We start from the raw sequence: 25,927 nt of genomic DNA on the forward strand, positions 1-25,927 counted from the left end.
TCGGGAAAGCCGCAGAGGCGACATCCGGCAGCGATCGGGGGCGGGAATGACCGTTGACAGCGGCTACGGGGACATCTTCGGTCCACAGGTGCCGCGCACGGGCGACCAGGCACAGACGGCGACGTTCGCGCTGGCCTCTGCGGCATACCGGGACAACCCGGTCATAGACATCAAGAAGGCTGACAACGAGTGGCACCAGACCACCGTGAAGCCCGGCCTGAAGTGGGGCACGATATTCCGGCCCAACCTGGGTGAGGCCTTCTCCCGGGCGGTCGTGGACCGCATGGTGGGCCCCGGCCGCAAGCCGCTCATCCAGTCCTTCGGCGCCGAGCCGCAGGTCACCGTCGAGCACTGCCTCGCGGCGAACAACATCCGCAAGGCCCGAGACCAGATGCTGAGCATCGTCATGGTGCTGTGCGGTGTGCTGTTCCTGCCGGGGCTGCTGGTGTGGCTGCTGGTCTTCTCGATCCGCACCACGGTCTCCAAGCGGGAGGACAAGCGGGCCGGCGCGATGGCGACGACGCTGCTGGTGGCGGTGGGCGCACTGGCCGTGCTCTTCCTGATCCGGATGCCCTTCACCGGGTTCTGGGCCTGGTACGCGCGGGCCTGTGTCGTCATGCCCGTCATCGGCTGGTTCTGGGCCAAGCAGATCTGCGAGCGCACGGCGAAGGACCTGCGCGGGCGCTGGGACAGCCTGCTGGCCGGCAGCAGCATCGGCGCCAAGGTGCCCGAGGCGGTGCCGACCAGCCCGGGCGAGACCAAGGCGGACCAGCTGCGCCAGGCGCTCGCCAAACTGAGCGCCGAGCAGCAGTCCAACTCGGTCTTCTACGCGGGCCCCAAGGGCATCCTCGGCATGGGCACGCGCTGGGGCAGCTGGCAGCTCGCCGAGGACCTGGTGTCGGCGGATCCCACGCGGGAGATCCATCCCTTCCGCAGCTGGGACGTCATCCGGGCGATCCACGACCAGCTGCGCATGCTGGAGCGGAACACGCTGAACACCGGCGGTTTCCCGACCCCGTCCGTACGGCACTGGATCGTCACGCCGATCGCGGAGGGCACGAAGGCGGTGTCCCGGCCCGAGGGCACCGACGTGGACGCCTACCAGGTCAAGTCGCACGCCATACAGGACATCTGCAACAAGCAGCAGTTCGGCGCGGGTGACCGGCACTATCTGGGCGTTCAGTGGACGCTGTGGGAAGGGCAGCTGGTCATCACCATGATGATCACGGTGACCGTGCTGCACGAGACGCTGCGGATCGAGGTCACCGGGCATGCGCTGGGTCCCGTGAACGGCCTGTTCACCGGCAAGCCGGAGGCCCCGACGAAGGAGGTCCAGAAGTCCTTCAAGCCCTGGGAGACCCGCAAGGTGGCGCTGCCGCTGGTCAACACCGACGAGGTCGTACGGCTGGCCGTCCGTGCCCCGATCTCCTGGTACCCGCCCCTGCTGAACTGGCTGGGCGGCACGATAACCCTGCCCGAGCCCTTCGGTCTCCGGCATGCCTGGGCCGACCAGCCCTGGCGCCACCGCTTCATGGCCGACGACGCGCTGCGCGCCGCGACGCCGGTGCTCCGGGTGGTGCACGCCGCGGCGATTCGGGTGCTGGGGGAGAACGGCGTGGAGACGGAGAAGTTCGGCACGAGGTCCGCGTTCCTGAGTACGGCTGTGCAGGACCCGACTCCGAAGAAGGCCGACGTCTACGACGCGTAGGTTCCGTTGGTTCGTGGGTTCCGTGGGTTCCTGGGGGCTGTCTCCCTCAGGAACCGCTTCGGCTGATGGTGCTCAGGCCGTCGGCCAGGCCTCCGCCAGCATCTTCCGGGTGTCCGCCAGCAGCTGCGGCAGCACCCGGGTGTGGCCGACGACCGGCATGAAGTTCGTGTCGCCGCCCCAGCGCGGAACGATGTGCTGGTGGAGGTGGGCGGCGATACCCGCGCCGGCCACCGAACCCTGGTTCATGCCGATGTTGAAGCCCTGGGCGCCGGACGCGGTGCGCAGGGCCGTCATCGCCTGCTTGGTCAGGGCGGCGAGCTCGGCCGTCTCGGAGTCCGTGAGGTCCGTGTAGTCGGCGACGTGACGGTAGGGCACGACCATGAGGTGGCCGCCGTTGTACGGGTAGAGGTTGAGCACGGCGTACACCTGGTCGCCGCGTCGCACGATCAGTCCGTCCTCGTCGGACTTGGCCGGAATGGAGCAGAAGGGGCAGCCGTCGTCGGCACCCGGGCCGGTCGGCTTGTTCTCGCCCTGGATGTAGGCCATCCGGTGGGGCGTCCACAGACGCTGGAACGCGTCCTGGGTCCCCACTCCCCACTGCTGCTCCGGCTCACTCGTCATGCAGTGCAGCATATTGCGTCGCCCGTTCGCGGCGTGTCGGCGGGGTTGCGGGAAAAGCCCGCCGGGCGAAGCTGGGGCAGTGGACGATGACAGTCGAGTGGCCCGCTGGCAGCGGCGCACGGAACTCCCGCTGGCGTTGGCGTCCCTGGCCTTCCTCACCTCGTACGCGGTCCTGGTCCTGGGCCCCGGCCTGTCCGACGCGTGGCGGGACCTGTGTCTCGCGGTGCTGCTGGCCTCCTGGGCGTTGTTCGCCGTCGACTACGCGGTGGCCTGGAGGCTGAGCGGACAGAGGCTGGGTTTCGTACGGACGCACTTGCTGGACACGGTGGTGCTCGCGCTGCCATTGCTGCGACCCCTGCGGGTCGTCAAGGTGTACGAAGCCGTGCAGCGGCGCCACGGCAAGCCACGACTCGCGCTGCACGCACGCGTGATCGCGTACTCCGGGCTGGCGACGGTACTGCTCGGCTTCGCCGGCGCACTCGCCGTCTACCAGCAGGAACGCGGGGCGCCTGGGGCGTCGATGCGGACGTTCGGGGACGCACTCTGGTGGACCTGCGAAACCCTCACCACGGTCGGCTACGGCGACATCACCCCGGTGACGCCGACAGGACGGCTGATCGCGGTCGGCATGATGGCCATCGGGTTGGCGCTGCTCGGCGCGGTGACCGGCACCTTCGCCTCCTGGCTGCTGCAGGTGTTCGCCCGGGAGGACGACGAAAGGCCCCCGGGAAGCTGACCTCCCGAGAGCCTTCGTACAGAGCGATGGATCAGACCTGCGTCCGGTCCTCCACTACCTTCGCGATCTTCGCGATGGCCTCGTCGAACGGGATGCCGTTCTCCTGTGAGCCGTCGCGGTAGCGGAAGGAGACCGAGCCGCCCGCCATGTCCTCGTCGCCCGCGATGACCATGAAGGGCACCTTCTGCTTCTGGGCGTTGCGGATCTTCTTCTGCATACGGTCGGAGGAGGAGTCGACCTCGACCCGCAGCCCCTGCTTCTTCGCGGCCGCGGCGAACTTCTCCAGGTACTCGACGTGCCCGTCGCCGATCGGGATGCCGACCGCCTGGACCGGAGCCAGCCACGCCGGGAAGGCGCCCGCGTAGTGCTCCAGGAGCACCGCGAAGAACCGCTCGATCGAGCCGAACAGCGCGCGGTGGATCATGACCGGGCGCTGCTTGGAGCCGTCCGGACCCGTGTACTCCAGGTCGAAGCGCTCCGGCAGGTTGAAGTCAAGCTGGATCGTCGACATCTGCCAGGTGCGACCGATGGCGTCCTTGGTCTGGACGGAGATCTTCGGGCCGTAGAAGGCGGCGCCGCCCGGGTCGGGAACGAGGGGCAGGCCCTGCTTCTCGGCGACCTGGCGGAGGGTCTCGGTGGCTTCCTCCCAGGCCTCGTCGGAACCGACGAACTTCTCCGGGTCCTTGGTGGAGAGCTCCAGGTAGAAGTCGGTCAGGCCGTAGTCGCGCAGCAGGCCGAGGACGAAGGTGAGCGTCTTGTCGAGCTCGTCCGACATCTGCTCACGGGTGCAGTAGATGTGTGCGTCGTCCTGGGTGAAGCCGCGGGCGCGGGTCAGGCCGTGCACGACACCCGACTTCTCGTACCGGTACACGGTCCCGAACTCGAAGAGGCGCAGCGGCAGTTCACGGTAGGAGCGGCCGCGCGCGTCGAAGATCAGGTTGTGCATCGGGCAGTTCATGGGCTTGAGGTAGTAGTCCACGCCCTCGTCGAGCTGCATGGGCGGATACATGCCGTCGGCGTACCAGTCCAGGTGCCCGGACGTCTCGAAGAGCTTCCCCTTCGTCGCGTGCGGGGTGTAGACGAACTCGTAGCCCTCCTGCTCGTGGCGGCGGCGCGAGTAGTCCTCCATCACGCGGCGGACGATGCCGCCCTTGGGGTGGAAGACGGCGAGGCCGGAGCCGATCTGCTCGGGGATCGAGAAGAGGTCCAGCTCGGAGCCCAGCTTGCGGTGGTCGCGCTTCTCGGCCTCGGCGAGGAAGTCGAGGTGCGCCTTCAGCTCGTCCTTGGAGGGCCAGGCGGTGCCGTAGATGCGCTGGAGCATCGGGTTCTTCTCGCTGCCGCGCCAGTAGGCGGCCGCGTTGCGCATCAGCTTGAACGCCGGGATGTTCCGGGTGGAGGGCAGGTGGGGACCGCGGCAGAGGTCCTTCCAGCACAGGTCGCCGGTCTTGGCGTCCAGGTTGTCGTAGATCGTCAGCTCACCGGCGCCGACCTCGACGTCCGCGCCGTCGCCGCCATCCTGAACAGAGGCCGAGCCCTTGAGGCCGATCAGCTCCAGCTTGTACGGCTCGGCAGCGAGTTCCTCGCGCGCCGCCTCGTCGGAGACGACACGGCGGGAGAAACGCTGCCCCCGCTTCTGGATCTCCTGCATCTTCTTCTCGATGGCCTTGAGATCCTCGGGCGTGAACGGCTTCTCGACGTCGAAGTCGTAGTAGAAACCGTCCTTGACCGGCGGGCCGATGCCCAGCTTGGCCTCGGGGAACAGCTCCTGCACGGCCTGCGCCAATACGTGCGCGGTGGAGTGGCGCAGGATGTTCAGGCCGTCCTCGGAGGTGATCTCCACCGGCTCCACGACCTCGCCCTCGGCCGGCACATAGGCCAGGTCCTTGAGGTCGCCACTCACGCGCGCGGCGACGATCGAGCGCTCGCCGGCGAAGAGCTCGGCGGCCGTAGTCCCCGTCGTCACCACGCGCTCTTCCCGCTCGGAATCGCGTTGGATGATCACACGGACGTCTGACACCGGTCTCTCCTGACTGAAGGTGGGCTGCGGCGCCATACCGGGAACGCGCGCAATAGGGGATCGTACCGACCCCGACCCTCCGACCGCGAAACGGTTGCCTTTGGAGAAGATCAGTCCGGGATCAGTCGCAGTCGTCCCCGCTGCACGCCTCCTCGAAGAAGTCGAGATTCTCCTGCAGCGACTTCATGAGCCGGTCCCGCTCCGCCTCCTCGACCTGTACCGGCGCGACCCCAAAGGCCCCCGTCAGCCGCCGGAAGCCGCCCCGGCTCTCCAGCCGCCCGTGCAGCCGTACCGGCAGTCCCACGAGGTGGGCGTGGCCCGCGATGCGGTAGTCCTCCTCGTCCAGCGTGATCCGGATGTGCGGGACCTCGGCTCCCGCGATCACGCGCAGTCGTACGCTGCCCTCGCCACGCGTCCCCGACCTGCGCATCCGCACCACCGTGCCGGTGATCCGGACCGGCACGGACGGCTCCTCGCGCAGATAGCGGGCCCCGGCCTCGCGCAGCGCCGGCAGGTCGCCGGGCGAGAACTCGACCGGCTCGGCGGTGGCCGCGCAGCCCTCCGGAACCCCGGCGGCCGGCGCCCACTCCACTCCGATCCTGGCGCCCTCCGTGCCGCGCACCAGGGCGATCAACGCTTCGGTGAGCTCCCGGCTCACACCCGCTTCGACGGCGCCGTCGAAAGCGTCCATGCCGCCGGTGGCCCGCTGGTAGTCGATGGCCTCGCGGGCGGCGTACAGGGCCTGGTGGAGGCGTACGGCCAGTGGCCGTCCCGTGCCCACGGGCACGAACGCGGTGAGCCGGCCGTCACCGGCCGCGGGTCCGACGAGGACGCTCTCCAGCAGAGCGGCGGCGGCCCGGCGGTGCCGTACGCCGTAGTAGCCCGCACGTGCGCGCGTGGCGAGCGCCGCGGCGAGCAGCGTCTGGCGGGCGGCGGCGCGCAGTTGTTCCTCGACGGTCCAGGGCGCGGAGTCGGCCGGTCCGGTCGGTGCGTCCCGCCACCAGCGGATCTCGTCGCTGGGCACGGCGAGTCCGACCAGTACCTCGCGCGCGGAGGGCGTGCCACTGCGGGTCAGGGCGAGCAGCGCCTCGCCGAGCAGGTCGTCGCTGTCGGGGAAGGCGCGGCTCTCGGGCACGAGGAGGCTCGTCCCGCCGCCGCCGGGGCCGGGCGGGGTCCAGCGGCCGTACCGTCCGGCGGCTCCGCCGCGGCGCTGCCAGCCGTGCCGGTGCAGCAGGGCGCTGAGGACGGCGGGGTCGACCTGGCCGGGCTCGGGGGGACGGTGCCAGGCGGCCGCGGCGATGTCGTCCGGGTGCGGCCTCACCGGCCGGGCCGGCTCCTCAAGGGGGCGGTGCGTCATGGTCTGCCTCCCGTCCCGACCCGCGTCATGATCTCGCACAGCGCGCGGTCGTCGAAGATGCGTGAGGTCGGTATCCGCACGGTGGTCCGGGTCCGGCCGGTGACCGCCTGACCGGCGAGGTTGACCCAGTAGCAGCAGTGCCGCAGGTCGAGGCGGTCGTGGCTGGCCCGAAGCCAGTCGTCCTGTGATCTCGGGACGAGCATCACGACCAGGATCTTGTGCACCGAGACGGGCGTGCGCGCGAGTTTGCGCAGGTGGTCGTTGTCGAGCGTGAAGGAGAAGGAGCGGCCCGGTGGATTCGGCGGGACCTGGTAGGTGCACTTCAGCTGCACCTTGATGGTCACCTCGTCGTCGACGGTGTGCCCGGGTGAGCCGTGACTGACGTGCCAGTCGATGCCGTTGTCCGGAAAGGGCTGTGACAGCGAGCAGCCGGCCGCCGCGGCGACGGCGTGCAGATAGCCCACCTGCAGTGTCTCCATGCACGCGGTGGTGGCGAGGGTGCCGCGAAGGGGGCCCGTGCGTTCGGGCAGCAGCCCGCCCCGCTCGGGCTGCGCTATCACCATGACCAAACAGCCTTCCAAGCCAAGGGAATCCCCGTATCGGGCCGCTGAACTGCAAAGACCCGTACTCCTGTTGTGTCCTTCCGGCGTACGGCGCAAACAGCCCGGGTATCACCAAACAGGCAGAAGACGGGACGTCAGCTGCCGTGGGTGAACGAGGAGTTGTGTTGGCATGACGTGCTGGTACGAGGGGCCCTTGGCCGCTTTCGACACCGAGACCACGGGCGTTGACGTCGAGACCGACCGGATCGTGTCGGCCGCCGTCGTCGTCCAGGACGCCCCGGGCGCACGGCCCCGGGTGTCCCGTTGGCTGGTCAACCCGGGTGTGCCCGTCCCCGAAGGGGCGACGGCGGTGCACGGGCTGACGGACGAACACCTGCAGCGCAACGGCCGCTGGCCGGCGCCGGTGGTGTACGAGATAGCGGAGGCGCTGGCCGAGCAGGCGGCGATGGCCCGCCCGCTGGTCGTGATGAACGCGCCCTTCGATCTGACGCTCCTGGACCGCGAGTTGCGCCGCCATCGCGCCTCGTCTCTCGACCGCTGGTTCGAGGCGTCGACGCTACGCGTCCTCGATCCGCGCGTCCTCGACAAACACCTGGACCGCTACCGCAAGGGCCGCCGCACCCTGACCGACCTGTGCGCGCACTACGACGTCACCCTGGAGGGCGCGCACGACGCGGCCGCGGACGCACTGGCCGCGCTGGATGTCGTACGGGCCCTCGGACGCCGTTTCGCCACCCGGCTCGAGCGTCTCTCCCCGGCCGAACTGCACACCCTGCAGACGACGTGGCACGCCGCCCAGGCCCGCGGCCTGCAGGCGTGGTTCGCCAAGAGCGGCACGCCGGAGGTGGTGAACACCGCGTGGCCACTGCGGCCGGACCTGCCTGCGGCAGCATGACGAAGCCGGCGCACAACACAAAGAGCGACGTGGTCCGCGTGTTCTGCGGACCCACGTCGCTCTCCCGAGCGTGGGCGATACTGGGTTCGAACCAGTGACCTCTTCGGTGTGAACGAAGCGCTCTCCCACTGAGCTAATCGCCCGGGAACGGACTGAACAATACAGGTCCCCGCGGGCTTCGTTCAAACCGCTTCCAGGTGGGCGGCCAGGCCTCGCCGTCCGGCCCGCATCATCAGCCGGTGATTGGCGCGGAACACCGGCCGCCCCGGTACGGCCAGCCGCCTCAGCAGCGGCTTGTGCACGTCGACGACCTGCTCGTAGCGGGCGAGGGTGCCGGTGCCGGCCGCGGTGACCGTCCAGCGCGCCCAGCCCTCGACGTCGCCGGACATGGCGATCTCCAGGACCCCCGCGGCGGGATCGCGGCGCGTCTCATGGGCGGTGAACCGCAGGTCGTACGGGAGGAGGGACCGGATCCGGATGACGCCGGTGGTGTCGTCGAGCCGGGTCACCTCCCGCACCTGGGGCCACCACCGGGGGTACTCCTCGGCCCGCTCCAGCGCCTCGTACACGGTGGCGGGCGGCGCCGGCAGGGCCCACCGGCTGCGGAAGCGGTAGTGCGTCCAGTCCATGGGGTGAGTGTGCCCGTACGCAGGGCGTTTGCGCGGGATCTGAGTACCTTCTGAGTACCGGCACTCATGTCGTACGACGTGACGCCGACCACACTCCGTGGCATGACGCATGTTCCGCCCCCGGCCGAGGAGTTGCGGCTCCTGGATGCCGAGCTCTGGCAACTCGACGCCCGCAGGGCCCAGTTGCTGCATCGCCGTGCCTGGTTGGTCGCCGCGCTCCAGCCGAAGCGCCCGGTCGGCCCGGTGCCGTCGGCGCCTGCCGGACCGGCCCGCACGGAGGCCACGGCGCCCGGCGTGCAGAACGTGCTCCTGCTGCTCGGCGGCGTCCTGCTCACCGTCGCGGCCATGGTGTTCACGCTGGTCAGCTGGGGGCACATGGGGATCGCGGGGCGGGCGCTCGTCCTCGGCGCGATCACGTTGGCGGCGCTCGGCGCGCCGGTGCTCCTGCTGAAGCGCGGACTGCGTTCGACGGCCGAGTCGGTGGCCGGTCTGGGGCTGGCACTGACGGTGCTGGACGCGTACGCCGTGCACCAGGTCGCCTTCGCGGGGACCGGGGGCGCGGGGTACACGGCGGTCGCCGCGACGCTGCTGGCCGGGCTCTGGGCGGCATACGGCCTGCTGCCGCGGGCGACCGAGCTGCGGCTGCCCCTGCCCGCCGCGCTGGCCGCGGCCCAACTCCCGCTGCTCTGCTGGACGGTCTCGGCCGCGTCGGGTCCGTACTGGATCACGGCCGCGCTGCTGGTGACGGCCGGGTTCGACACAGGTGTGGCGCTCCGCGTGACCACCAGGGCCGTACGCGTCCTCGCCGCCCTCGGCGCGTACGGCACCGGTGCCTGGGGCGCATTGGCGGCCGGCTGGCTCTCCTGGGACGCAGCCGGCCCGAGCGCCGCCGCCCGTGCGGCGGCGCTCCTCCTCCTCTCGGCGGCGATCGCACTGGGCGCCGCCCGGCAGCTGCCGAATCCGGCCGCGGCGACGGGCAACGCGGTGGCGGGCGGTCTGCTCCTGGTCGCGGCGGGCGGTGGCGTGCTGCGGGTGGCACTGCCCGCCGGGTGGACCGTGCCGGGGTATCTGGCCTGCGGTGTCGCACTGTTGGCGGTGGTGCGGGTGCTGCGGCTCCCGGAGCCCGTACGGCGTGGTGTCGTCCAGGCCTCCGGTGCCGTGCAGGCGGGCGCCGTCGCCTGCGCCCTGCCGCTGGTCCTGGTCGCGCTGCCGGGTCCGCTGGGCTGGGCGGCCGAACCGTGGTCCGGCGCGCCGTCGGACGCGCGGGCCGCGGTGACCGTCCACATGCCGTGGCCGCCCTACCCGGGCCAGCTGCTCCTCGGCCCGCTGGTCGTCGCCGCGCTCGCCCTCCTGGTCCGCGGCGAGGCCCGTCGGCCATGGGTGTCGACCGGCGCGGCCTGCCTCGCCTGGGTCACCGTGATGGCCGTGCCGGCTGTGCTCCAACTCCCCTACCCCGCAGCCCTGTTGATACAAGGGGCGGCGACTGCCACGGCCCTCGTGGGGGCAGCCTTCCTCGTCCTGGCGAGGACTTCCACCGCTCTCGCACTGATCAGCTCCGTCCTCCTCACCTTCCTCTCCCTGCCCTCCCAGACGGCGACGCTCACGGTGCTGTCGGTCCTGACGGCCCTGTTCGCGGCTGCCTCGCTGCGGCCGCACCTCACGCCCGTCACCGCGCCGGCCGGGCTCGTGTACGCCGCCGCGCTCGCGTGCGCGACAGGTGCGGCGGCGGGCTGGCAGGCCCAGCACACGGCGCTGCTGGTCCTGGCGGTCCCGGTGGCCGCGGCCCTGCTCGCCGCACGCCTGGGCGCCACGCACGCGCGCGTGCCGGTCGAGGCGACCGGAGCGGCCGCCGCTCTGCACGCCATCGGCCTCACGATCACCGCCCCGCCGATGCTCGCCCTGGTGCTGGCCCTGTGCGGAGTGATCGCGTCCGGCACCGCCGTACGCCCCGAGCGCAGGCCGGTCGGCTACGCGGCGGCCGTACTGTTCCTGCTGGCCTCATGGGTACGGCTGTCCGCCTGGGACGTCGGCACCGTGGAGGCGTACACGCTCCCGGTCACCGTCCCGGCGCTGTGCGTCGGCGTGTGGCGCAGGTCCCGTGATCCGCTGGCGTCGTCCTGGACGGCGTACGGCCCCGGTCTCGCCGCCACCCTGTTGCCCGGCCTCGCCGCGGCCTGGAACGACGCGCACGGGACGCGCCCGTTGCTGCTGGGCGTGGCGGCCCTGCTGACCACCCTGCTGGGCGCCCGCCATCGCCTCCAGGCACCCCTCGTGCTCGGCGGCTCGGTACTGGTCCTGGACGCGCTGCACGAACTCACTCCGTACCTGGCCCAGTTGGCCGGCACCCTCCCCGGCTGGGTACCACCCGCCCTGGCCGGTCTGCTCCTGCTCGCCCTGGGCGCGACATACGAACGCCGCCTGCGAGACGCCCGCCGGGTACGGAACCTCCTGACGAACATGCACTGAAGCGCCCCGAAGGGGCCGCGGGGAACCGCGCGACCAGCCACAACGGCCCGGCAGTCCCCCACGGCCCTTCCACGCACTCGGGCACTACGGCACTACGGCATCTTGTCGCCCAGCAGCGCCAGGTTCTCGATCGCGGCGAGCCCGTACAACGCGGTGTCGTTCGACGACACCCACGCGGCCTCACTCCCCGCGACCAACGTGACCGGCCCGCTCAGCTTCTCCGTCTTCCACGGCGACGACTCCTTGTATCCGTCGGAGTCGTAGAACTTCGTCCACGCGCGCTCGGCAAGGGTCTCGTCGCCGGTCCGGACGGCAGCGTACGCATCGAGGCGCGAATGGCCCTGGAAGAGCAGCAGGGTGCCGAAGTTGGAGCCGTAGCGTGCCGCTTGTTCGGCCTTGGTGGCGTTGAAGTAGCGGCAGTAGTCGAAGTAGGCCTCGTTGAACTTCGGCATGTCGACGAGGTCGATCAGCTCGGCGCACAGCTCGTTGAGGCCGAAGACGGCCGACAGGTGGGAGACGCTGACCACGGGTTTGCCGGCGACGGCGAACCTGCCGGTGTCGAGGTCGTACAGCCCGCTGCCCTGGACGAAGCCGTTGGGCTGGGCGGCTATGCCCTCCATCGTCGAGAGCACGCGCGCCCTGGCCTTCTCCCACTTGGGGCCCTTGCGCTCCCACTCGGTCAGCCACGCCGACACCAGGCCGCTCCAGTCGGTGCCGAAGCCGACCGACAGGGCGTGCCGGTCGGGCGTGTAGGGGTCGGTGCGCACCTTGCGCAGCGGGTCCAGGACCAGGAAGGTCTCGTCGGAGTCGACGTTGGCGTGCATGAGGTCGCCGACGCGTTCGTCGGCGGTGAGGAAGTAGTAGTAGCGCCGGTAGGTGGTGTTGGCGATGCGCTGCTGCTTGGCGCTGTCGGCGTAGTGCTGCACGCCGTGCCGGGTGCCGAGGCCGGCCCAGTCGCCGAGGTGGTACACGTCGACCTCGCCCGTGTGCCGGGTCAGGGCCTCGGCGAAGCGGAAGATGTCCGAACGGCCCGAGCGGATGTACGCGAACCAGAGCCAGAGATCCGGCGACAGCTCGGAGTTGTCCCAGGCGTAGCCGCCGATGTCGTAGCGCCACTGGTGGCGCACGGTGTCGTACGAGTGCATGAAGTCGCCGTAGTCCCAGAAGCCGTACCAACGGCGTTGCTCCACCTGGTCCTTGTAGTACGTGAAGAGGAAGTCGAGGTGGTCCTCGATCTTCGCCCTGGCGGCCGTGGAGCGGTCGGGCTCGGAGTACAGGCCCGGTCCGAACACCTTGGCCTTGATGAGCTGCCCGGGCGGAGCGGCGAGCTGCGGCAACACCCGTACGGCTTCGGCCTGTTCGGCGAGCTTTTCGGCGGCCGGGGTCGACTCGTTGGCCCAGAAGAGGAGTTCGGAGGTGCGGGCGATGCCGTACGGGGTGCCGAACTTCGGCTCGTAGTCCTCGTAGGTGATCTCAAGGCCTTCGAGCTGCTTCGCGTACGTGTCCTGCCCCATGCCGTCGTGATAAAAGCGCAGGTCCATGGGCTGCGCCTCGGGCGACCAGAGCCAGAGGGTGACCTCGGCCTCATCGGTGTGGGCGTCGCGGATGTCGAGCTGGGCGGGGTGCTTCTCCCAGAAGTCCCGCAGGCCGAAGGAGAGTCCGCCGCTGACGCCACCGACGTAGCCGAAGCCGGAGGCCCGTCTGCCGCCGCCGGCGCCGACCCAGCCGTACCCCTTCCTGGTCCGCTTGCGCAGCGTGAAGCCGTCGGCGGAGAGCTGGGCGAGGGTGTAGTCGCCCCACTCCGGGATGTACTGCAGCCGGGACGTCACCCGTTGGTCCCAGGTCGATGGATCGGGCAGCTTCTGCCCCGCGTACTGGGCCGCCTGCACGGCCGCACCAGGGTCGCGGCGCAGCCCGGTGACGCCCTTCACGGCCTCCCGCAGCAGACCGGTGCCCTCGCCGCCGATCCTGACGTGCCGGTCGTACGACTCGTCCCGCATCGGCACGGTGAAGCGGACGCCCAGGCCTCGGATGAAGTCGCCGCTCGCCCTGCCGGGCTCCTGTGTGCCGTCGTAGGTGATGGTGTGCACCATGCGGAAGGAGTCGGCGCCGGCGTAGAAGTACAAGCGGATGGAGAACGGCAGCCAACTCCGGCCGCCCTTGCGGTGCTTGCCGTCGATACGGACGACGGCACGGACGGGCCCGTCCTGCTCGACCGTCACCGCCCCGATCGCCCCGTCGAAGCGCTCGGTCTTCACCGTGCCCTGGTCCTCGTCCTCGATCTCGGGCTGGCGGATGAGGACGAGCCGGCCGTTCTTGGCGATCTCCGTCGGCCCACGGGTGACGGACTTGATGATCGTGGATCCGTTCTTGCCGATCTTCGCGGTGATGACGCCGGTCGAGACGTCGATGGTGCCGCCGCTCTTGTGGACGGTGACCTTCTTGGCGGGGGCGGCCGCGTCGCCGGCGGCGAGGGTGAGTTTCCCGGAGTCCGAACTCACGGCGTGGGCCGACCACTTGAGCGATCCGTCCGGCCAGTACGCGATCGGCCACGACTGCACGGGCACGGCCCTGCCGTCCGCGTCCGTGAGCGCGAAGGTCTGGTCGGGCCGGTAGGCGCCCTTCGGCCAGGGAACACCCACCGTCGAGCCGGGCGCGGCGCCCCGACCGCCGTCCTCCAGCCAGTCCAGGGTCACCGGATCGGCATCGGCGGCCTCGGCTGCACCGACGGCATCGGCTCTGGGCGCGGCCTGTGCGTTCCTGGCTCCTGCCGCCCAGCTGAACTGCGCGGCGGCTCCGGCGACGGCGGCCGCCCTGAGAAGGGACCTGCGGGGGATGGGAGACATGAGAGTTCAGCCTTTCCTTTCCGTGCGGGATGTCGTTCCGTGCAACCGGCGCGACTGGTGCAGCTGGCGCGACCTATGCAACTGGTCAGGGGCATGACAGCGAGAGACGCGGCGCCCGGGCGCCGGCCTGGTTACTGGGAGCGCGGCCCGTCAGCGACGCCGGCACCGCTCCTCCACGGCGACGGCGGCCGCCGCGACGGCCCCCAGGACGGGGACCGCGAGCGGCGCGATGAGCAGGGCGGAGCAGACGACGAGGACCACTCCACCGACGAGCAGGAAAGATCCGGCGGGGTCGAGCACGGTACGGCGACCGGCGGCCGCGAGCAGCGCCCGCCAGCTCTCCCCCGGCTCCCAGACCGCCGTCGCACGCAGCCCGGCCACCGCGGCGCCGATCAGCGCGAACAGACCGGCGGCCCCGACGAGCGGCCCCCCGGGCAGCCCGGCGCGCACCGCCTGGACGTCCACCCAGACCAGGCCCGCCGCGACCCACCCGGCGAGCCCGACGACCCACCCGCGCCGCAGGGCCGTGCGGAAGTCCCCGACGAACTCCCGCCAACCGCCGCCCTCATGGGTCGTACGGCGACGCAGATGCCGCGCCCCGGCGGCGAAGGCGGCGGCATACGTCACCACCCCCGCGGAGGCCACCGCGATCCACACCCCGGTGAGCAGACACTCGGCGAAGACACCGAACCGCTCCGCGAACACCGACTCCTTGCGCGCCTTCACCCGCACCTCGGCCATGGTGACCGCCTCAGCCCTTCAGCCCGGAGGTCGCCATACCGTCGATCAGATAGCGCTGGAAGGCGAGGAAGAAGAGAAGCACCGGGAGGAGCGCGACCAGCGACATCGCGATGAGGCCGCCGTAGTTGGCGGCGACGCCGTCGGAGTCACGGAACATCATCATGCCGAGCGAGACGGTGTACTTGCCGGGCTCGTTGAGGTAGATCAGCGGACCCATGAAGTCGTTCCAGGCGTTGATGAAGGTGAAGATCGCGCTGGTGATGAGCGCGGGCCGGCACAGCGGCAGCACGATCGACCAGTAGATGCGCAGGTGCCCGCAGCCGTCGATACGGGCGGCCTCGTCCAGCTCACGCGGCAGATTCCGCATGAACTGCACCATCAGGAAGACGAAGAAGGCCTCCGTGGCCAGGTACTTGCCGAGCAGCAGCGGGACGTAGGTGTTGACCAGCTCCAGCTTCTGGAACATCACGTACTGCGGGATGAGCAGCACGTGGTACGGCAGCAGGAGCGTGCCGATCATCAGGGCGAACAGCAGGTTGCGGCCCGCGAACCTGATCTTGGCGAAGGCGTACGCCGTGAGTGAGCAGGAGACGAGGATGCCGACGACGGCGCCGCCCGCGTAGAGGAGGGAGTTCTGGAAGAAGGTCCAGATCGAGATGTCGGCGATGCCGTCGGCCAGGCCCTTGAAGTTCCCGAGGATGGGACGGGCCGGCAACAGCTGCAGGCTGTTGATGATGTCCTTGCTCGGCTTGAACGACGCCCCGATCACCCAGACGACGGGATAGAGGACGACCGCGAGGACCAGCAGCGAGCCGACGTGCCAGGCGAGTGAGCCGGCGCGCCCCCGGCCGGGACCGGCAAACGGTTTCGGGGTGGCGGGAGTGGTGGCGCTCATCGGGCGTCCTCTGTGTTGTTCTCGTAGTGCACCCACTTCTTCTGCGACCAGAACAGGACGGCGGTCACCAGCGCCACGGCGAGCAGCAGCATCCAGGCCATCGCGGAGGCGAAGCCCATCTGGGCGTTCTTGAAGCCCTGCTGGTACAGGTAGCAGGTGTAGACGAGCGTGGCGTCGGCGGGACCGCAGTACGTGTTGGAGACGACGTAGGCCGAGCCGAAGATCTGGAACGAGTGGATGGTCTCCAGCAGGACGTTGAAGAACAGCACCGGTGAAATCATCGGCAGCGTGATGTTCCAGAAGCGGCGCAGCGGTCCGGCGCCGTCCATCGCGGCGGCCTCGTACAACTCCTTCGGCACCTGCTTGAGCCCGGCGAGGAAGATGACCATGGGCGCACCGAACTGCCAGACGGTGAGCGCGACCAGGCAGTAGAGGATCCAGTCGGGGTTGCCGACCCAGCCGCCGACATGGAAGCCGAAGACCGACATCGTACGGTCCACGACGGCGTTGTCGGAGAAGAGCGACCGCCAGACGAAGGCGACGGAGACACTCGCGCCGATGAGCGAGGGGGCGTAGAACGCGGCCCGGTAGAAGGCCTGTCCGCGCCGGCTCTGGGCGAGCAGGAGGGCGACCCCGAGGGCGAGCAGGAGCTTCAGGGGCGTGCCGATGATGACGTACTTCGCCGTCACCTCGACCGACTTCTGCCACCGTGGATCGTCGAACATCTTGGTGAAGTTGTCGAAGCCGATCCACTTGGGGCTGTTGAAGAGGTTGTAGTCGGTGAACGCGAAATAGAGCGAGGCGACCATCGGGCCCGCGGTCAGGAGCACGAAGCCCGCGATCCACGGGGACATGAAGAGATAGCCGGCGAGGTTCTCCCGGCGGCCCCGCCGCCTGACGGCGGCAGGGGCGGCGGAACGGGCCTTCCGGGTGGCGGGCGGTGAGTCCTTGACGAGCGTCACGGTGCTTCCCCATCGGTTCCGGTCAGGTCAGGTCCGGTCAGGCCTGGAAGGCGGCCTGCGACTCGTCGAAGAACTGCTTCACCGCGGCCGAGGTCCTGACCTTGCCCAGGCCGAGGTCTCCGCCGATGCGCAGGAAGGCGGCCTCGATGGTGTCGGCGCCGGAGGGGTGCGGGGTGATCGCGCCGAGGACGCCGGCCTTGGCGGTGTCCGCCTCGTACTGCGCGATCTCCTTGTTGACCGGGTCGGTCGGCTTGAAGGCGTCGTACTGCTCGGTGGCGGCGAGGATGCCCCGGTCGTATCCCATGATCCTGCCGACGCCGGGGTCATGGACCATGAAGTTGATGAACTGGGCGACTTCCTTGGGGTGCGAGGTCCGCGCGGAGGCGCTCAGCATCAGGGACGCCAGGTACTGCCCGGTGTCCTTGCCGTTCATGGTGGGGATGGGCGCGAGGCCGTAGTCGCTGTCGCCCTCGGCCGTGTAGCGGACGGTGAAGTTGTCCCAGGTGAATTCCGAGGCTCCGTGCCCGGCGGACAGCGAGGACTTGGGGCGGTCCTGCGCGACGGTCTTCGGGCTGGTGATGAGGCCGGCCTTCGTCCGGTTGTAGCCGTCCTGCCACCACTCCGTCAGATCGGCCTGGTCGAAACCGAGTCCGTCCTTGGTGTAGAACGCCTTTCCGTTCTGACGCAGGTACAGGTCGTACAGGTACATGATGCTGAAGTAGCCCGTGTCGCCGGGCACCTTGGTCTTGTCATGGATGGTCTTGAGGGCCTTGAAGTAGTCGTCCCAGGTCCAGCCCGTCTCCGGCTCGACGCCCGCCTTCTTGAAGACCTTCTTGTCGATGACCAGCGCCATGGTGTTGGAGCCGACGGGGACGCCGAGCTGCTTGCCGTCGACCTCGCCGACCTTGGTGACGCCCGCACGGAAGTTGTCCAGACTCAGGTTCCCCGCGTCGATCTGGGACCTGAGATCGAGCAGGACGCTTCTCTTGTCGTACTTCCGAAGGAATGTGACGGCGTTTTGGAAAACGTCCGGGGGATTTCCACCGGCCGCCTGCGTCTGGAACTTCTCCCAGAAAGAAACGTAGTCCTGGAAGTCCGTCTTCACCTTGATCTTCGGATACTTCTTCTCGAAGAGCTTGATGGTCTGGTTGATCTTCTTGGCCCGCTCGTCGGCCCCCCACCACGAGTAACGGATCGTCACCGTCCCGTCGGCGGACGTGCCGCCGTCGCCGCCGCAGCCCGTCGTCGCCGCCAGCCCCAGCGTGGCCACCGATGCCCCGGCCGCCTTCAGGACCGTACGCCTCTCAACATTCCTGCTGGTTCCCACAGTCGGGACCTCCCCGGCGTCGTTGGTGCCTGCATGAATCGTTTCAAGTAAGCGCTTGCTGGCACAAGCTACGGAGGGCCCCGGGGCGCGTCAATGATTCGGACAGGAATTTCTCGCAGGTCGGCCGGGCGAGTTGACTGCAGGTCAGAGACAGGGCTCGCGGCAGGAGGGGGATCGCCGCAGGTGAGGCGTGCGCGATCGACAGGCCGAACATCAACTGGCCCTGCGCACGCGGACGTTGTCCGACCGAACCCACCGGAGCGCGGCGGCTCGCCGGGAAGGGGTTCCCACGACCGCGACCGGCCCGTTTACGCGACGACGGCACTCACACGACAACGGCCCGCCTGCTCTCGCAGACGGGCCGCCGATCCGGGTGGGCGATACTGGGTTCGAACCAGTGACCTCTTCGGTGTGAACGAAGCGCTCTCCCACTGAGCTAATCGCCCGGACGCAGGGAGAACATTACCCCATGTCAGGGGGTGCCTGTGACAGCGCGGACCCTCGCCGGCGGGCCTTCGCGCCCCGCCCGCGGATCACTGGTCCTTGATCTTCCAGGGCATCACGAGGCCGAACTTCCACAGGTAGACGCCGACCAAGGCGACCACGATCACGAGGCCGATCGCCGTCAGCGTGATGTTGCGGCGCCGGACCGTCGGATCGAGGGCTCGCTGGGCCGCCTCGGTGACCTTGCGTTTCGTCCAGCGGAGCACCAGCTGGGCCCAGACGAACTCGGTCGCCCAGATGGCCATGCCACCGAAGATCACGACCCAGCCGGGCCCGGGCAGCGGCAGCATGACGATGCCGGCGGCCACGACCGCGAGCCCGATGACGAAGACGCCGACCTGCCAGCTCAGATGCAGCGCACGACGCCTCTTGATGAATGCCGGCGCCTTGGAGCCGAGCCCCTGCTCGTCCCTCACTCCGTCCGGCTTCGCTTCGTCCGATGCCACGGCGACCTCGCCCGGCTGGTCACTCCCCGTATCCATACGGCCAAACTTTACCTTGGTTTACGGAGCGGAAACCAGTCACCAGAATGGCCGAACCTCGCGAACACGCCCTCGGCCGGAAGAGTTACGTAAAGACACGCAAAACACTCAGAGGGGTTTACAACGGCACCGTAGGTGGCATGTCGATTTCGCCGACGTGCGAATCCCCGAGCGCACACTGAGCGAAAGGCCCTGGCGCTTATGAACACCACGGTCAGCTGCGAGCTGCACCTGCGCCTCGTTGTGTCGAGCGAGTCCTCCCTGCCTGTCCCCGCAGGCTTGCGGTACGACACGGCCGACCCCTACGCCGTGCACGCCACCTTCCACACCGGAGCCGAGGAGACCGTCGAGTGGGTGTTCGCCCGCGACCTCCTCGCGGAAGGCCTCCACCGGCCCACCGGCACCGGCGACGTCCGCGTCTGGCCGTCGCGCAGTCACGGTCAGGGCGTCGTGTGCATCGCCCTGAGCTCTCCGGAGGGCGAAGCCTTGCTGGAAGCCCCGGCGCGGGCCCTGGAGTCCTTCCTGAAGCGCACCGACGCCGCCGTGCCTCCCGGCACGGAGCACCGGCATTTCGATCTCGATCAGGAGCTCTCGCACATCCTGGCGGAGAGCTAGGGCGAGGCACCACGAAGCCGCCCGGCGCCGTCGACTCGGGGAGACGGCTCGGGCTTGGACAACTGCATACGGTAGGCACCGGCGCCGTCACCACGACTTCCGTCGTGGGGCGGCGCCGGTGTGCGTGCTGGGGGCCGTGGGAGCCGTACCGGCGGCACGACCGCCCGCAGCCGGGCGCGAGCCACTACCATCGGCCAGCATGGGGCGGGCGTCCGCCCGACCCCCAGGGCCAGGGAGCGAAACGTGCTGATCACCCACGACACCCGGTGCGCGCTCGACACCGTGGTGGATCTGGTGAACACCGCACCGGAGGACGGCGCAACGCCGGACGGGCTGCCCGTCCTCGCGGCTCTCGAGGACTTCGTGCAAAACCACGAGATCAGCGATGTCGGGGCACTCTCGGAGTTCGACCTCTCGGCCGTGCGGAAGATCCGCGGGCGGTTCGCCTCGGTCTTCGCGGCGCCGGACGCCCGGACCGCTGCCGTGGTGATCAACGAGCTGGTCGCCGCCGCCGGCACCACTCCCCGCCTCACGGATCACGACGGCTACGACTGGCATGTGCACTACTTCGCGCCCGGCGCCTCAGTCGCCGACCACCTGGCGGCCGACTGCGGGATGGCGCTGGCGTTCTTCGTCGTGGCGGGCGAGCAGGAGCGGCTGCGCCGCTGCGAGGCCCCCGACTGCCGGCGCGCGTTCGTCGATCTCTCCCGCAACCGCTCGCGGCGGTACTGCGACAGCCGGACCTGTGGGAACCGCCTGCATGTGGCGGCGTACCGGGCACGGCGCAAGGAGGCGGCCGGCTGACGCCCGGACCGGAGAGTGGTGTCGACGTGGTCCCCGGCGGGTGACGCCGGGGACCACGGGTACGGCTCACAGCATCAGCAGGTCGTGCAACGAGGCCATGAGCAGCAGACACCCGATCACCGCAAGGAAGATCATCAGCGGTGGCTGGGAAAGGGCGAAGAGGCATCCGCGCGGCTCGTCCTTCGGCGGCGCGGCATCGCCGTGTTTCGTGTCCAGCATCTCGCGGCGATGATGACGCAGACAGCACGTCCGGCGCGATCAACACGCCCGGATTGAGCGCCTGTTCGCCGAATTACGTGAAGTCTGCTTCCGGTCGTGATCGCTTCGCGGCACAGCCTTGATCCACTGTGTCGTTTCAGCCGTCATGCCAGTGGTCATGCAAGGCGTCACGCCAGCGGTCATGCCAGTCGTCACGCGCAGGTCAAATGCCGTGCTTCTTCAGGATGGCCTCGATGTCGCTGAAGTCGTCCGCGGCCCCGGTACGCGGCCCGGCCGCGGGCCGGGACGCCGCACGGGTCCCCGGGCCGAGGGAGGGCGCCGAAGCCGTCGGCGCGACCACCTCGTTCCGCTCCGCCGACCGGGCATCCCTGCGCTGTTTGCGGGTGCCACCGCGGCGGCGCTCCACCGCGCGGGTGGTGGAGAACAGCAGCCAGGCAGCGCCGAGCACGCCGAACCCCGCCCACGCCGTCGGACTGAAGGCGGTGTTCGCCAGCCACTGCACGATGCCCGTCATCACCAGGCCGATGGGCACGAGCGAGTAGGCGGCGATACGCGCGGCCGAGAGGAAACGCTTGCGGTACGCGGTGACCGCCGCGATGCCCAGGCCGGCCACGGACAGGGCGGAACAGACGGTCTCGGCAATCATCCGGTCCTCCAGGCAGGGCTCGGTCGGTCACGGGGCACTTCGTCCCTTCCATCCTGCACCGCCCGGCCCCCGCGCGGCCATGGTCCGGGCGGACATCAGGGACATCTCCGGGTCGGATCCTCCGCAGGTGCCGGTCCCGGACACTCCTCCGGGTTGGATCAGGGGCGCGGATCAGGGGCGGATCAGGGGCAGATCGGCATCGCGGGTGAAGCAGATCGGGGTCGCGGGTGAAGGTAGGCGCGGCGGGCGTGGCCGGGCGGCCCGTGGCGGGTGGACGAGGCAGCCCGGCCCGGACCGGGCGGTCGGGCCCGGACCAGGCGGTCAGACCTCGGCCAGGCGGTCGGGCTTGCATGAGCCGGCCCGGCCCGGATGAGGCAGTCGTGCCTGGATGGGAGGCCGGGCCTGGATTGGGTCGACCGTGATCGAGCTGGGAGACTGGCGTCATGAGCGACTCCTCCCCCGTACCTCCCGCCCCGCCCGTCCTCGACGTGTGGTGCGAACTCCAGTGCCCCGACTGCCGTAGCGCCCTCGACGATCTGCGCGCCCTGCGCGCCCGCTACGGCGACCGGCTGGAGCTGCGGCTGCGGCACTTCCCGCTGGAGAAGCACCGGCACGCGTTCGCCGGCGCGCAGGCCGCCGAGGAGGCCCTCGAACAGGGGAAGGGCTGGGACTACGTCGAAGCCGTGCTGGGGCGGGTCGAGGAGCTGGACCGTGACGGAGAACCCTTCCTGGTCAAGGTGGCCGGTGAACTCGGCCTGGACGCCGAGGAGTTCGACACCGCTCTGATCGACGGCCGGCACATCCTGATCGTCGACGCCGACCAGGCCGAGGGCAAGGCGATCGGCGTGACCGGGACACCGACGTACGTCATCGGCGGTGAGCGTCTGGACGGCGGCAAGAGCCAGGAGGGACTGCGGGAGCGGATCGAGGGGATCGCGGACCGGCTGCTGGCCGAGCAGGGGGCCTGATCGCTCCTAGAGCAGCGGCTTGTACAGGGAGTACTGCGTCGTCTCGTAACCGAGTGACTCGTAGAGCCGCTCGGCCGGAGTGTTGCCGGCGAACACGTTGAGACCGAGCACGCGTCGGCCGGCGGCGATCGCCCGGCCCTCCGCCAGGAGCATCAGCGTACGGCCGTGCCCGCGGCCGCGGTGGGCGGCGTCGGCCTCGACGTCGTAGACGTAGGCCTTGTCCTCCAGCAGCGCCACCCAGAGAGTGCCGACGGGCGTCCCCTCGTGTTCGAGGAGGCTGAAGTGCATGTCCCGCGTGGCGAGCCCCTGCGGCAGGAGCCGCTCGTGGTCGCGCCGCGACCTCTCGTACGCCTCCGTCTCGGGCACGCCCCGTTCCATCCACACGCGCGCGTAGTGCTCGGACTCGTGGGCGAACCACGCCTCGTACTCGGCCTCGGTCATGGACCGGCCCCGGCTGCCTTCGGGCAGGGCGGGCGGGGTGTCGCCGAGCAGCTTCTCCATGCCGCGGTTGCGCAGGACGTAGCCGAGCGCGTGGACGAGCCGCAGGGCGGGCTCGGCACCACCGGGCACGACCACCTCGATCTCCCGGCATCCCCAGCCGCGCGCCACCTCCTCGGCGGCCAGCGCGGCCACCGTGCCCCGGCCCCGGCGACGGTCCGGCTCCTCGATCCGCAGACCGACGATGCGGGCCACCCTGTCGCCGAAGCCCGGTGAGGTGCCGAGATGGAGGGTGCCGACGGGCCGGCTGTTCACGCACACCTGGAAGCGGCGTGAACGCGTGCCATCGCCGTTGCGCTGAAGCGGCTCGGTCGGCCGCAGAGTTGTGGTCATCAGGGGTGTTGTACCCGTCGGCGACGCCCAAGTCTGCTCATTTTTTCGGGCCTTCACGTTCTGTCGGGCTCTTACGGATCTTGGTCGTGGCCCGACCGCTCGTCGAAGACCCGCATGGCCTTGGCGGTCACCGGGCCCGCCGTGCCCGGCAGTTCGCGGTCGTCGACGCGGTGCACGGCCTGGATGTCCCGCAGGGAGGAGGTGAGGAAGATCTCGTCCGCGCGCTGCAGGACGTCGAGCGGCAGGTCGGCCTCCCGGGCGCCGGTCCATTCGACCGCCAGCGCGCGCGTGATGCCCGCGAGGCAGCCGGAGGCGACCGGCGGGGTGTGGAGCTCGCCGTCCAGGACCACGAAGACGTTCGAGCCGGTGCCCTCGCAGAGTTTCCCGACGGTGTTCGCGAACAGGGCTTCCGACGCGCCGTGTTGGTGGGCGCGGGAGAGGGCGACGACGTTCTCGGCGTACGAGGTCGTCTTCAGGCCGGTGAGCGCGCCGCGTTCGTTGCGGGTCCATGGGACCGTGATCACGGCCGTGGAGTCCGGGCGGCGGGTGGTCTCGCCGAGGGCGACGACGAGGGTGGGGCCGTGCTCGCCGCGGTCGGAACCGAGGGGGCCGTGACCGCCGGTGTAGGTGATGCGCAGCCGGCCGAGGGGCATCGGGTTGGCTTCGAGGACGGCGGCGCAGGCGCGGCGGACCTCGTCGTGGTCGGGATCGGGCAGGCCGAGGCCGCGCGCGGAGCGGGTCAGCCGGTCGAGGTGCCGGGTGAGCGCGAACGGCCTTCCGTCCACCGCCTTCACCGTCTCGAAGATGCCGTCGCCCACGGTCAGTCCGTGGTCGAAGACGGAGACGCGGGCGGACTCGATGTCCTGCAGCCCGCCGTCGAGCCAAAGCTTCATTGGTCGCTACCTCGCAAGTCCGTACCGGGTGCGCATCGGCCTGGGGTCCGGGGGCTGTCGTCCGCCGGGCCGTCACAGCGCGTCTGCTGTCCCTCTCCACTCGCCTCGTACGTCCCCGACGCTACCGCGAGGAGTCGGGCCGCCTTCAGCTCGGTCTCCCGCCACTCCGCCTCGGGATCGGAACCCCAGGTGATGCCGGCACCCGTCCCGAAGCGCAGGACACCCTCCGCGCGGTCGATCCAGAAGGTGCGGATGCCGACGGCCAGCTCGGCGGTTCCGCGGTCCGCGTCGACCCAGCCGATGCCACCGCAGTACGGACCGCGGGGCACCGTCTCGAGTTGGTCGATGATCCTGAGTGCACTGGACTTGGGAGCACCGGTGACGGAGCCGGGCGGAAAGGCGGCGTCGAGCAGTTCGGGCCAGCCGACGTCCGCGCGCAGTTCGCCGCGGACCGTCGACACCAGGTGGACGAGCCCCGGATGCTTCTCGACCGCGCACAGGTCGGGGACGCTCACGCTGCCGGTGGCGCAGACCCGTCCGACGTCGTTGCGGACCAGGTCCACGATCATCACGTTCTCGGCGTAGTCCTTCTCCAGAAGGTCCGCCTCGGTGCGCCCGGTGCCCTTGATCGGCCCGGACTCGATGAGACGACCGTGGCGCCGGAGGAAGAGCTCGGGCGAGGCCGTGGCTGTCTCGACCCCGTGCTCCGGCAGCCGGATCGTTCCTGCATACGGTGCCGGGTTGCCGCGGGCCAGCAGGGCGGTCAGGGCGTCCACGTCGGCGTCGGGCGCGACGGGCGCGGCCAGCACCCGGCAGAGGTTCGCCTGGTAGACCTCGCCGGCCGCGATGTGCTCGCGGATCCGACGCACACCGGCCGTGTACGCGGCATGGTCGAGTGAGGACGTCCAGTCACCGACCGCAGGCCCCCGCCACTCCCCCGGCACCGGCGCGGGCACGGGCTCCTCCCGTACGTCCCTGAAGCGGGCGCAGGTGAGCCGGCCCTCGAAGTCCGCCACGACGGCCCAGAAACCGGTGGATTCGAGGGCCGCGGGATCGCCTGTGACATCCATGAGTCCGGTGGCGACGCGATCACCGAAGCGGGCGAGAGGAGGCAGGTGGAGCACACAGTCGAGTCTAGGGCGGGTGTCGTGAAGGTGGCCCAGCCATGTCACTCCGGGAACCCCGGCCGCGTCCGTGAGCAGGTGCAGCGCAGCACGCTGCGCAAACGCGTTTTTGTGCTGGCCCCGGAATCCGCTAGAGTTCAACTCGTCGCCGGGACGCGAGAGCGGTCCGAAACGACAGGCGGACGTAGCTCAGTTGGTAGAGCGCAACCTTGCCAAGGTTGAGGTCGCGAGTTCGAACCTCGTCGTCCGCTCGTAGGATCAAGGGGATCTTCCCGAACCCCTAGCACTCCTGGTGGAGTGGCCGAGAGGCGAGGCAACGGCCTGCAAAGCCGTCTACACGGGTTCAAATCCCGTCTCCACCTCCAAGGACGATTAGCTCAGCGGGAGAGCGCTTCCCTGACACGGAAGAGGTCACTGGTTCAATCCCAGTATCGTCCACTGGAGCCGCAAGGCTTCGACCCGCGCGATTAGCTCAGCGGGAGAGCGCTTCCCTGACACGGAAGAGGTCACTGGTTCAATCCCAGTATCGCGCACGCGGTAGATCATGTAGATCACGCAGTACATGCGGTCCCGAGGACGATTAGCTCAGCGGGAGAGCGCTTCCCTGACACGGAAGAGGTCACTGGTTCAATCCCAGTATCGTCCACACACTCAAGCCCCCGGCCCTGCGGCCGGGGGCTTCTGCGTGGCTCGGACCGGTGGTTGCGGTCAGCTGGAGAACAGCATGTGGCCGAAGCTCTTGTGGCGGTGGTGACCGCCGTGGTGTCCGCCGTAGTGGCCACCACCGTGACCGCCGTGCTGGGCGCCCCAGGCGGGCGCGGGCGGGGCCGGGTACGCCTGCGGGGCACTCGGCGGCGGCGCCGGCTGGGACCACTGCGACTCCACGCGGGTCAGCGCCTCCAGTTCGCCGTAGTCGAGAAAGATCCCGCGGCAGCCGCTGCACTGCTCGATCTGGATACCGTTGCGGTTGTAGGTGTGCATCGGCGCATGGCACTTCGGACACTGCATGGTCGGCTCAACTCCTCGCCGGTCGGACCTGCTTCGCGTTACGCCAGGACAGACACTGTCCGGCTGCGGT

Annotated in this window: 24 protein-coding genes and 7 tRNA genes; 12 read left to right on the plus strand and 19 right to left on the minus strand. The window is 69.9% G+C overall.

Features of this window, described 5'->3' with window-relative positions:
- Positions 1–46: 46 nt before the first annotated feature.
- Positions 47–1,708, plus strand: coding sequence for an AbeC-like domain-containing protein (locus ACYUED_RS08000; protein WP_491291583.1), 1,662 nt, complete (start codon positions 47–49; stop codon positions 1,706–1,708).
- A 72-nt stretch (positions 1,709–1,780) separates the two neighbouring features.
- Here the strand turns inward: ACYUED_RS08000 and ACYUED_RS08005 are convergent, their stop codons facing one another.
- On the minus strand, positions 1,781–2,329 hold the full coding sequence (locus ACYUED_RS08005; protein ID WP_491291584.1) for an HIT family protein: 549 nt from the start codon (positions 2,327–2,329) through the stop codon (positions 1,781–1,783).
- Between the two features lie 79 nt (positions 2,330–2,408).
- On the opposite strand from ACYUED_RS08005, the gene ACYUED_RS08010 reads away from it, so the two are divergent.
- Complete coding sequence (locus tag ACYUED_RS08010) at positions 2,409–3,065, plus strand: potassium channel family protein (RefSeq protein WP_491291585.1); 657 nt, start codon at positions 2,409–2,411, stop codon at positions 3,063–3,065.
- Positions 3,066–3,096: 31 nt separating this feature from the next.
- On the opposite strand, the gene thrS is transcribed toward ACYUED_RS08010, so the two are convergent.
- The 3 genes from thrS to ACYUED_RS08025 form a co-directional block, all read right to left on the minus strand.
- Positions 3,097–5,082, minus strand: coding sequence for a threonine--tRNA ligase (thrS, locus tag ACYUED_RS08015; protein ID WP_491291586.1), 1,986 nt, complete (start codon positions 5,080–5,082; stop codon positions 3,097–3,099).
- Between the two features lie 121 nt (positions 5,083–5,203).
- Positions 5,204–6,439 carry a hypothetical protein gene (locus ACYUED_RS08020; RefSeq protein ID WP_491291587.1) on the minus strand — a complete coding sequence of 412 codons (1,236 nt, stop codon included), beginning with the start codon at positions 6,437–6,439 and terminating at the stop codon, positions 5,204–5,206.
- Positions 6,436–7,002 (minus strand): DUF4365 domain-containing protein, encoded by a 567-nt coding sequence (locus ACYUED_RS08025; RefSeq protein WP_491291588.1) that lies wholly within the window; start codon positions 7,000–7,002, stop codon positions 6,436–6,438. The genes ACYUED_RS08020 and ACYUED_RS08025 overlap by 4 nt, the downstream gene beginning before the upstream one ends.
- 169 nt (positions 7,003–7,171) lie before the next feature.
- Here ACYUED_RS08025 and ACYUED_RS08030 point away from each other — a divergent pair, with 169 nt between their 5' ends.
- Positions 7,172–7,897 carry a 3'-5' exonuclease gene (locus ACYUED_RS08030; protein ID WP_266510776.1) on the plus strand — a complete coding sequence of 242 codons (726 nt, stop codon included), beginning with the start codon at positions 7,172–7,174 and terminating at the stop codon, positions 7,895–7,897.
- A 71-nt stretch (positions 7,898–7,968) separates the two neighbouring features.
- Here ACYUED_RS08030 and ACYUED_RS08035 read toward each other — a convergent pair.
- Positions 7,969–8,040 (minus strand) — tRNA-Val (locus ACYUED_RS08035).
- A gap of 39 nt (positions 8,041–8,079) precedes the next feature.
- Entirely contained in the window at positions 8,080–8,526 is a 447-nt protein-coding gene (locus ACYUED_RS08040) for an SRPBCC family protein (RefSeq protein WP_491291589.1), read from the minus strand.
- Positions 8,527–8,592: 66 nt separating this feature from the next.
- Here ACYUED_RS08040 and ACYUED_RS08045 point away from each other — a divergent pair, with 66 nt between their 5' ends.
- On the plus strand, positions 8,593–10,992 hold the full coding sequence (locus tag ACYUED_RS08045) for an SCO7613 C-terminal domain-containing membrane protein (RefSeq protein WP_491291590.1): 2,400 nt from the start codon (positions 8,593–8,595) through the stop codon (positions 10,990–10,992).
- A 92-nt stretch (positions 10,993–11,084) separates the two neighbouring features.
- Here ACYUED_RS08045 and ACYUED_RS08050 read toward each other — a convergent pair whose 3' ends face one another.
- The 7 genes from ACYUED_RS08050 to ACYUED_RS08080 all read right to left on the minus strand — a co-directional run bounded on the left by ACYUED_RS08050 (position 11,085) and on the right by ACYUED_RS08080 (position 18,749).
- On the minus strand, positions 11,085–13,838 hold the full coding sequence (locus ACYUED_RS08050; RefSeq protein ID WP_491291591.1) for an exo-rhamnogalacturonan lyase family protein: 2,754 nt from the start codon (positions 13,836–13,838) through the stop codon (positions 11,085–11,087).
- Between the two features lie 150 nt (positions 13,839–13,988).
- The gene (locus tag ACYUED_RS08055; protein ID WP_491291592.1) at positions 13,989–14,579 is read right to left on the minus strand and encodes a hypothetical protein; all 591 of its coding nucleotides are present in this window, start codon (positions 14,577–14,579) and stop codon (positions 13,989–13,991) included.
- 10 nt (positions 14,580–14,589) lie between these two features.
- Positions 14,590–15,474, minus strand: a complete 885-nt coding sequence (locus ACYUED_RS08060) for a carbohydrate ABC transporter permease (RefSeq protein WP_491291593.1) — start codon at positions 15,472–15,474, stop codon at positions 14,590–14,592.
- Positions 15,471–16,436, minus strand: coding sequence for a carbohydrate ABC transporter permease (locus ACYUED_RS08065; RefSeq protein ID WP_491291594.1), 966 nt, complete (start codon positions 16,434–16,436; stop codon positions 15,471–15,473). The genes ACYUED_RS08060 and ACYUED_RS08065 overlap by 4 nt, the downstream gene beginning before the upstream one ends.
- A 37-nt stretch (positions 16,437–16,473) precedes the next feature.
- Entirely contained in the window at positions 16,474–17,763 is a 1,290-nt protein-coding gene (locus tag ACYUED_RS08070) for an ABC transporter substrate-binding protein (RefSeq protein ID WP_491291595.1), read from the minus strand.
- Between the two features lie 374 nt (positions 17,764–18,137).
- Positions 18,138–18,209: transfer RNA gene (locus ACYUED_RS08075), tRNA-Val, on the minus strand.
- A gap of 87 nt (positions 18,210–18,296) precedes the next feature.
- Positions 18,297–18,749: a TIGR02611 family protein gene (locus ACYUED_RS08080; RefSeq protein WP_491291596.1), complete on the minus strand. Its 453-nt coding sequence runs from the start codon at positions 18,747–18,749 to the stop codon at positions 18,297–18,299.
- A 201-nt stretch (positions 18,750–18,950) separates the two neighbouring features.
- Between ACYUED_RS08080 and ACYUED_RS08085 the strand changes: the two genes are divergently transcribed.
- Both ACYUED_RS08085 and ACYUED_RS08090 read left to right on the plus strand, forming a co-directional pair.
- Positions 18,951–19,364 carry an SsgA family sporulation/cell division regulator gene (locus tag ACYUED_RS08085; protein WP_004002642.1) on the plus strand — a complete coding sequence of 138 codons (414 nt, stop codon included), beginning with the start codon at positions 18,951–18,953 and terminating at the stop codon, positions 19,362–19,364.
- 243 nt (positions 19,365–19,607) lie between these two features.
- On the plus strand, positions 19,608–20,168 hold the full coding sequence (locus ACYUED_RS08090) for a CGNR zinc finger domain-containing protein (protein WP_491291597.1): 561 nt from the start codon (positions 19,608–19,610) through the stop codon (positions 20,166–20,168).
- A 66-nt stretch (positions 20,169–20,234) separates the two neighbouring features.
- On the opposite strand, the gene ACYUED_RS08095 is transcribed toward ACYUED_RS08090, so the two are convergent.
- Together ACYUED_RS08095 and ACYUED_RS08100 are read right to left on the minus strand one after the other, a co-directional pair.
- A complete protein-coding gene (locus ACYUED_RS08095; RefSeq protein ID WP_491291598.1) occupies positions 20,235–20,387 on the minus strand; it encodes a hypothetical protein in 153 nt (50 codons plus the stop codon).
- 202 nt (positions 20,388–20,589) lie between these two features.
- Complete coding sequence (locus ACYUED_RS08100; protein ID WP_491291599.1) at positions 20,590–21,033, minus strand: hypothetical protein; 444 nt, start codon at positions 21,031–21,033, stop codon at positions 20,590–20,592.
- A 443-nt stretch (positions 21,034–21,476) separates the two neighbouring features.
- Here ACYUED_RS08100 and ACYUED_RS08105 point away from each other — a divergent pair, with 443 nt between their 5' ends.
- Positions 21,477–22,001 carry a DsbA family protein gene (locus ACYUED_RS08105; protein WP_491291600.1) on the plus strand — a complete coding sequence of 175 codons (525 nt, stop codon included), beginning with the start codon at positions 21,477–21,479 and terminating at the stop codon, positions 21,999–22,001.
- A 6-nt stretch (positions 22,002–22,007) separates the two neighbouring features.
- On the opposite strand, the gene ACYUED_RS08110 is transcribed toward ACYUED_RS08105, so the two are convergent.
- The 3 genes from ACYUED_RS08110 to ACYUED_RS08120 all read right to left on the minus strand — a co-directional run bounded on the left by ACYUED_RS08110 (position 22,008) and on the right by ACYUED_RS08120 (position 24,849).
- Positions 22,008–22,832 carry a GNAT family N-acetyltransferase gene (locus tag ACYUED_RS08110; protein ID WP_491291601.1) on the minus strand — a complete coding sequence of 275 codons (825 nt, stop codon included), beginning with the start codon at positions 22,830–22,832 and terminating at the stop codon, positions 22,008–22,010.
- A gap of 71 nt (positions 22,833–22,903) precedes the next feature.
- Positions 22,904–23,725, minus strand: a complete 822-nt coding sequence (locus ACYUED_RS08115) for an aminotransferase class IV (protein ID WP_491291602.1) — start codon at positions 23,723–23,725, stop codon at positions 22,904–22,906.
- A complete protein-coding gene (locus ACYUED_RS08120) occupies positions 23,722–24,849 on the minus strand; it encodes a chorismate-binding protein (protein WP_491291603.1) in 1,128 nt (375 codons plus the stop codon). Before ACYUED_RS08120 ends, ACYUED_RS08115 begins: the two co-directional genes overlap by 4 nt.
- Positions 24,850–25,027: 178 nt before the next feature.
- Here ACYUED_RS08120 and ACYUED_RS08125 point away from each other — a divergent pair.
- From ACYUED_RS08125 to ACYUED_RS08145, 5 genes are all read left to right on the plus strand, one after another.
- A tRNA-Gly gene (locus tag ACYUED_RS08125) sits at positions 25,028–25,100 on the plus strand.
- Positions 25,101–25,140: 40 nt separating this feature from the next.
- A tRNA-Cys gene (locus tag ACYUED_RS08130) sits at positions 25,141–25,214 on the plus strand.
- Position 25,215: 1 nt separating this feature from the next.
- Positions 25,216–25,287: transfer RNA gene (locus ACYUED_RS08135), tRNA-Val, on the plus strand.
- A 23-nt stretch (positions 25,288–25,310) separates the two neighbouring features.
- Positions 25,311–25,382, plus strand: a tRNA-Val gene (locus tag ACYUED_RS08140).
- 41 nt (positions 25,383–25,423) lie between these two features.
- Positions 25,424–25,495, plus strand: a tRNA-Val gene (locus tag ACYUED_RS08145).
- A gap of 62 nt (positions 25,496–25,557) precedes the next feature.
- Here ACYUED_RS08145 and ACYUED_RS08150 read toward each other — a convergent pair.
- Positions 25,558–25,857: a TFIIB-type zinc ribbon-containing protein gene (locus ACYUED_RS08150; protein WP_266510822.1), complete on the minus strand. Its 300-nt coding sequence runs from the start codon at positions 25,855–25,857 to the stop codon at positions 25,558–25,560.
- Positions 25,858–25,927: the final 70 nt, after the last annotated feature.

The sequence above is a fragment of the Streptomyces sp. DF42 genome, assembly GCF_058267695.1.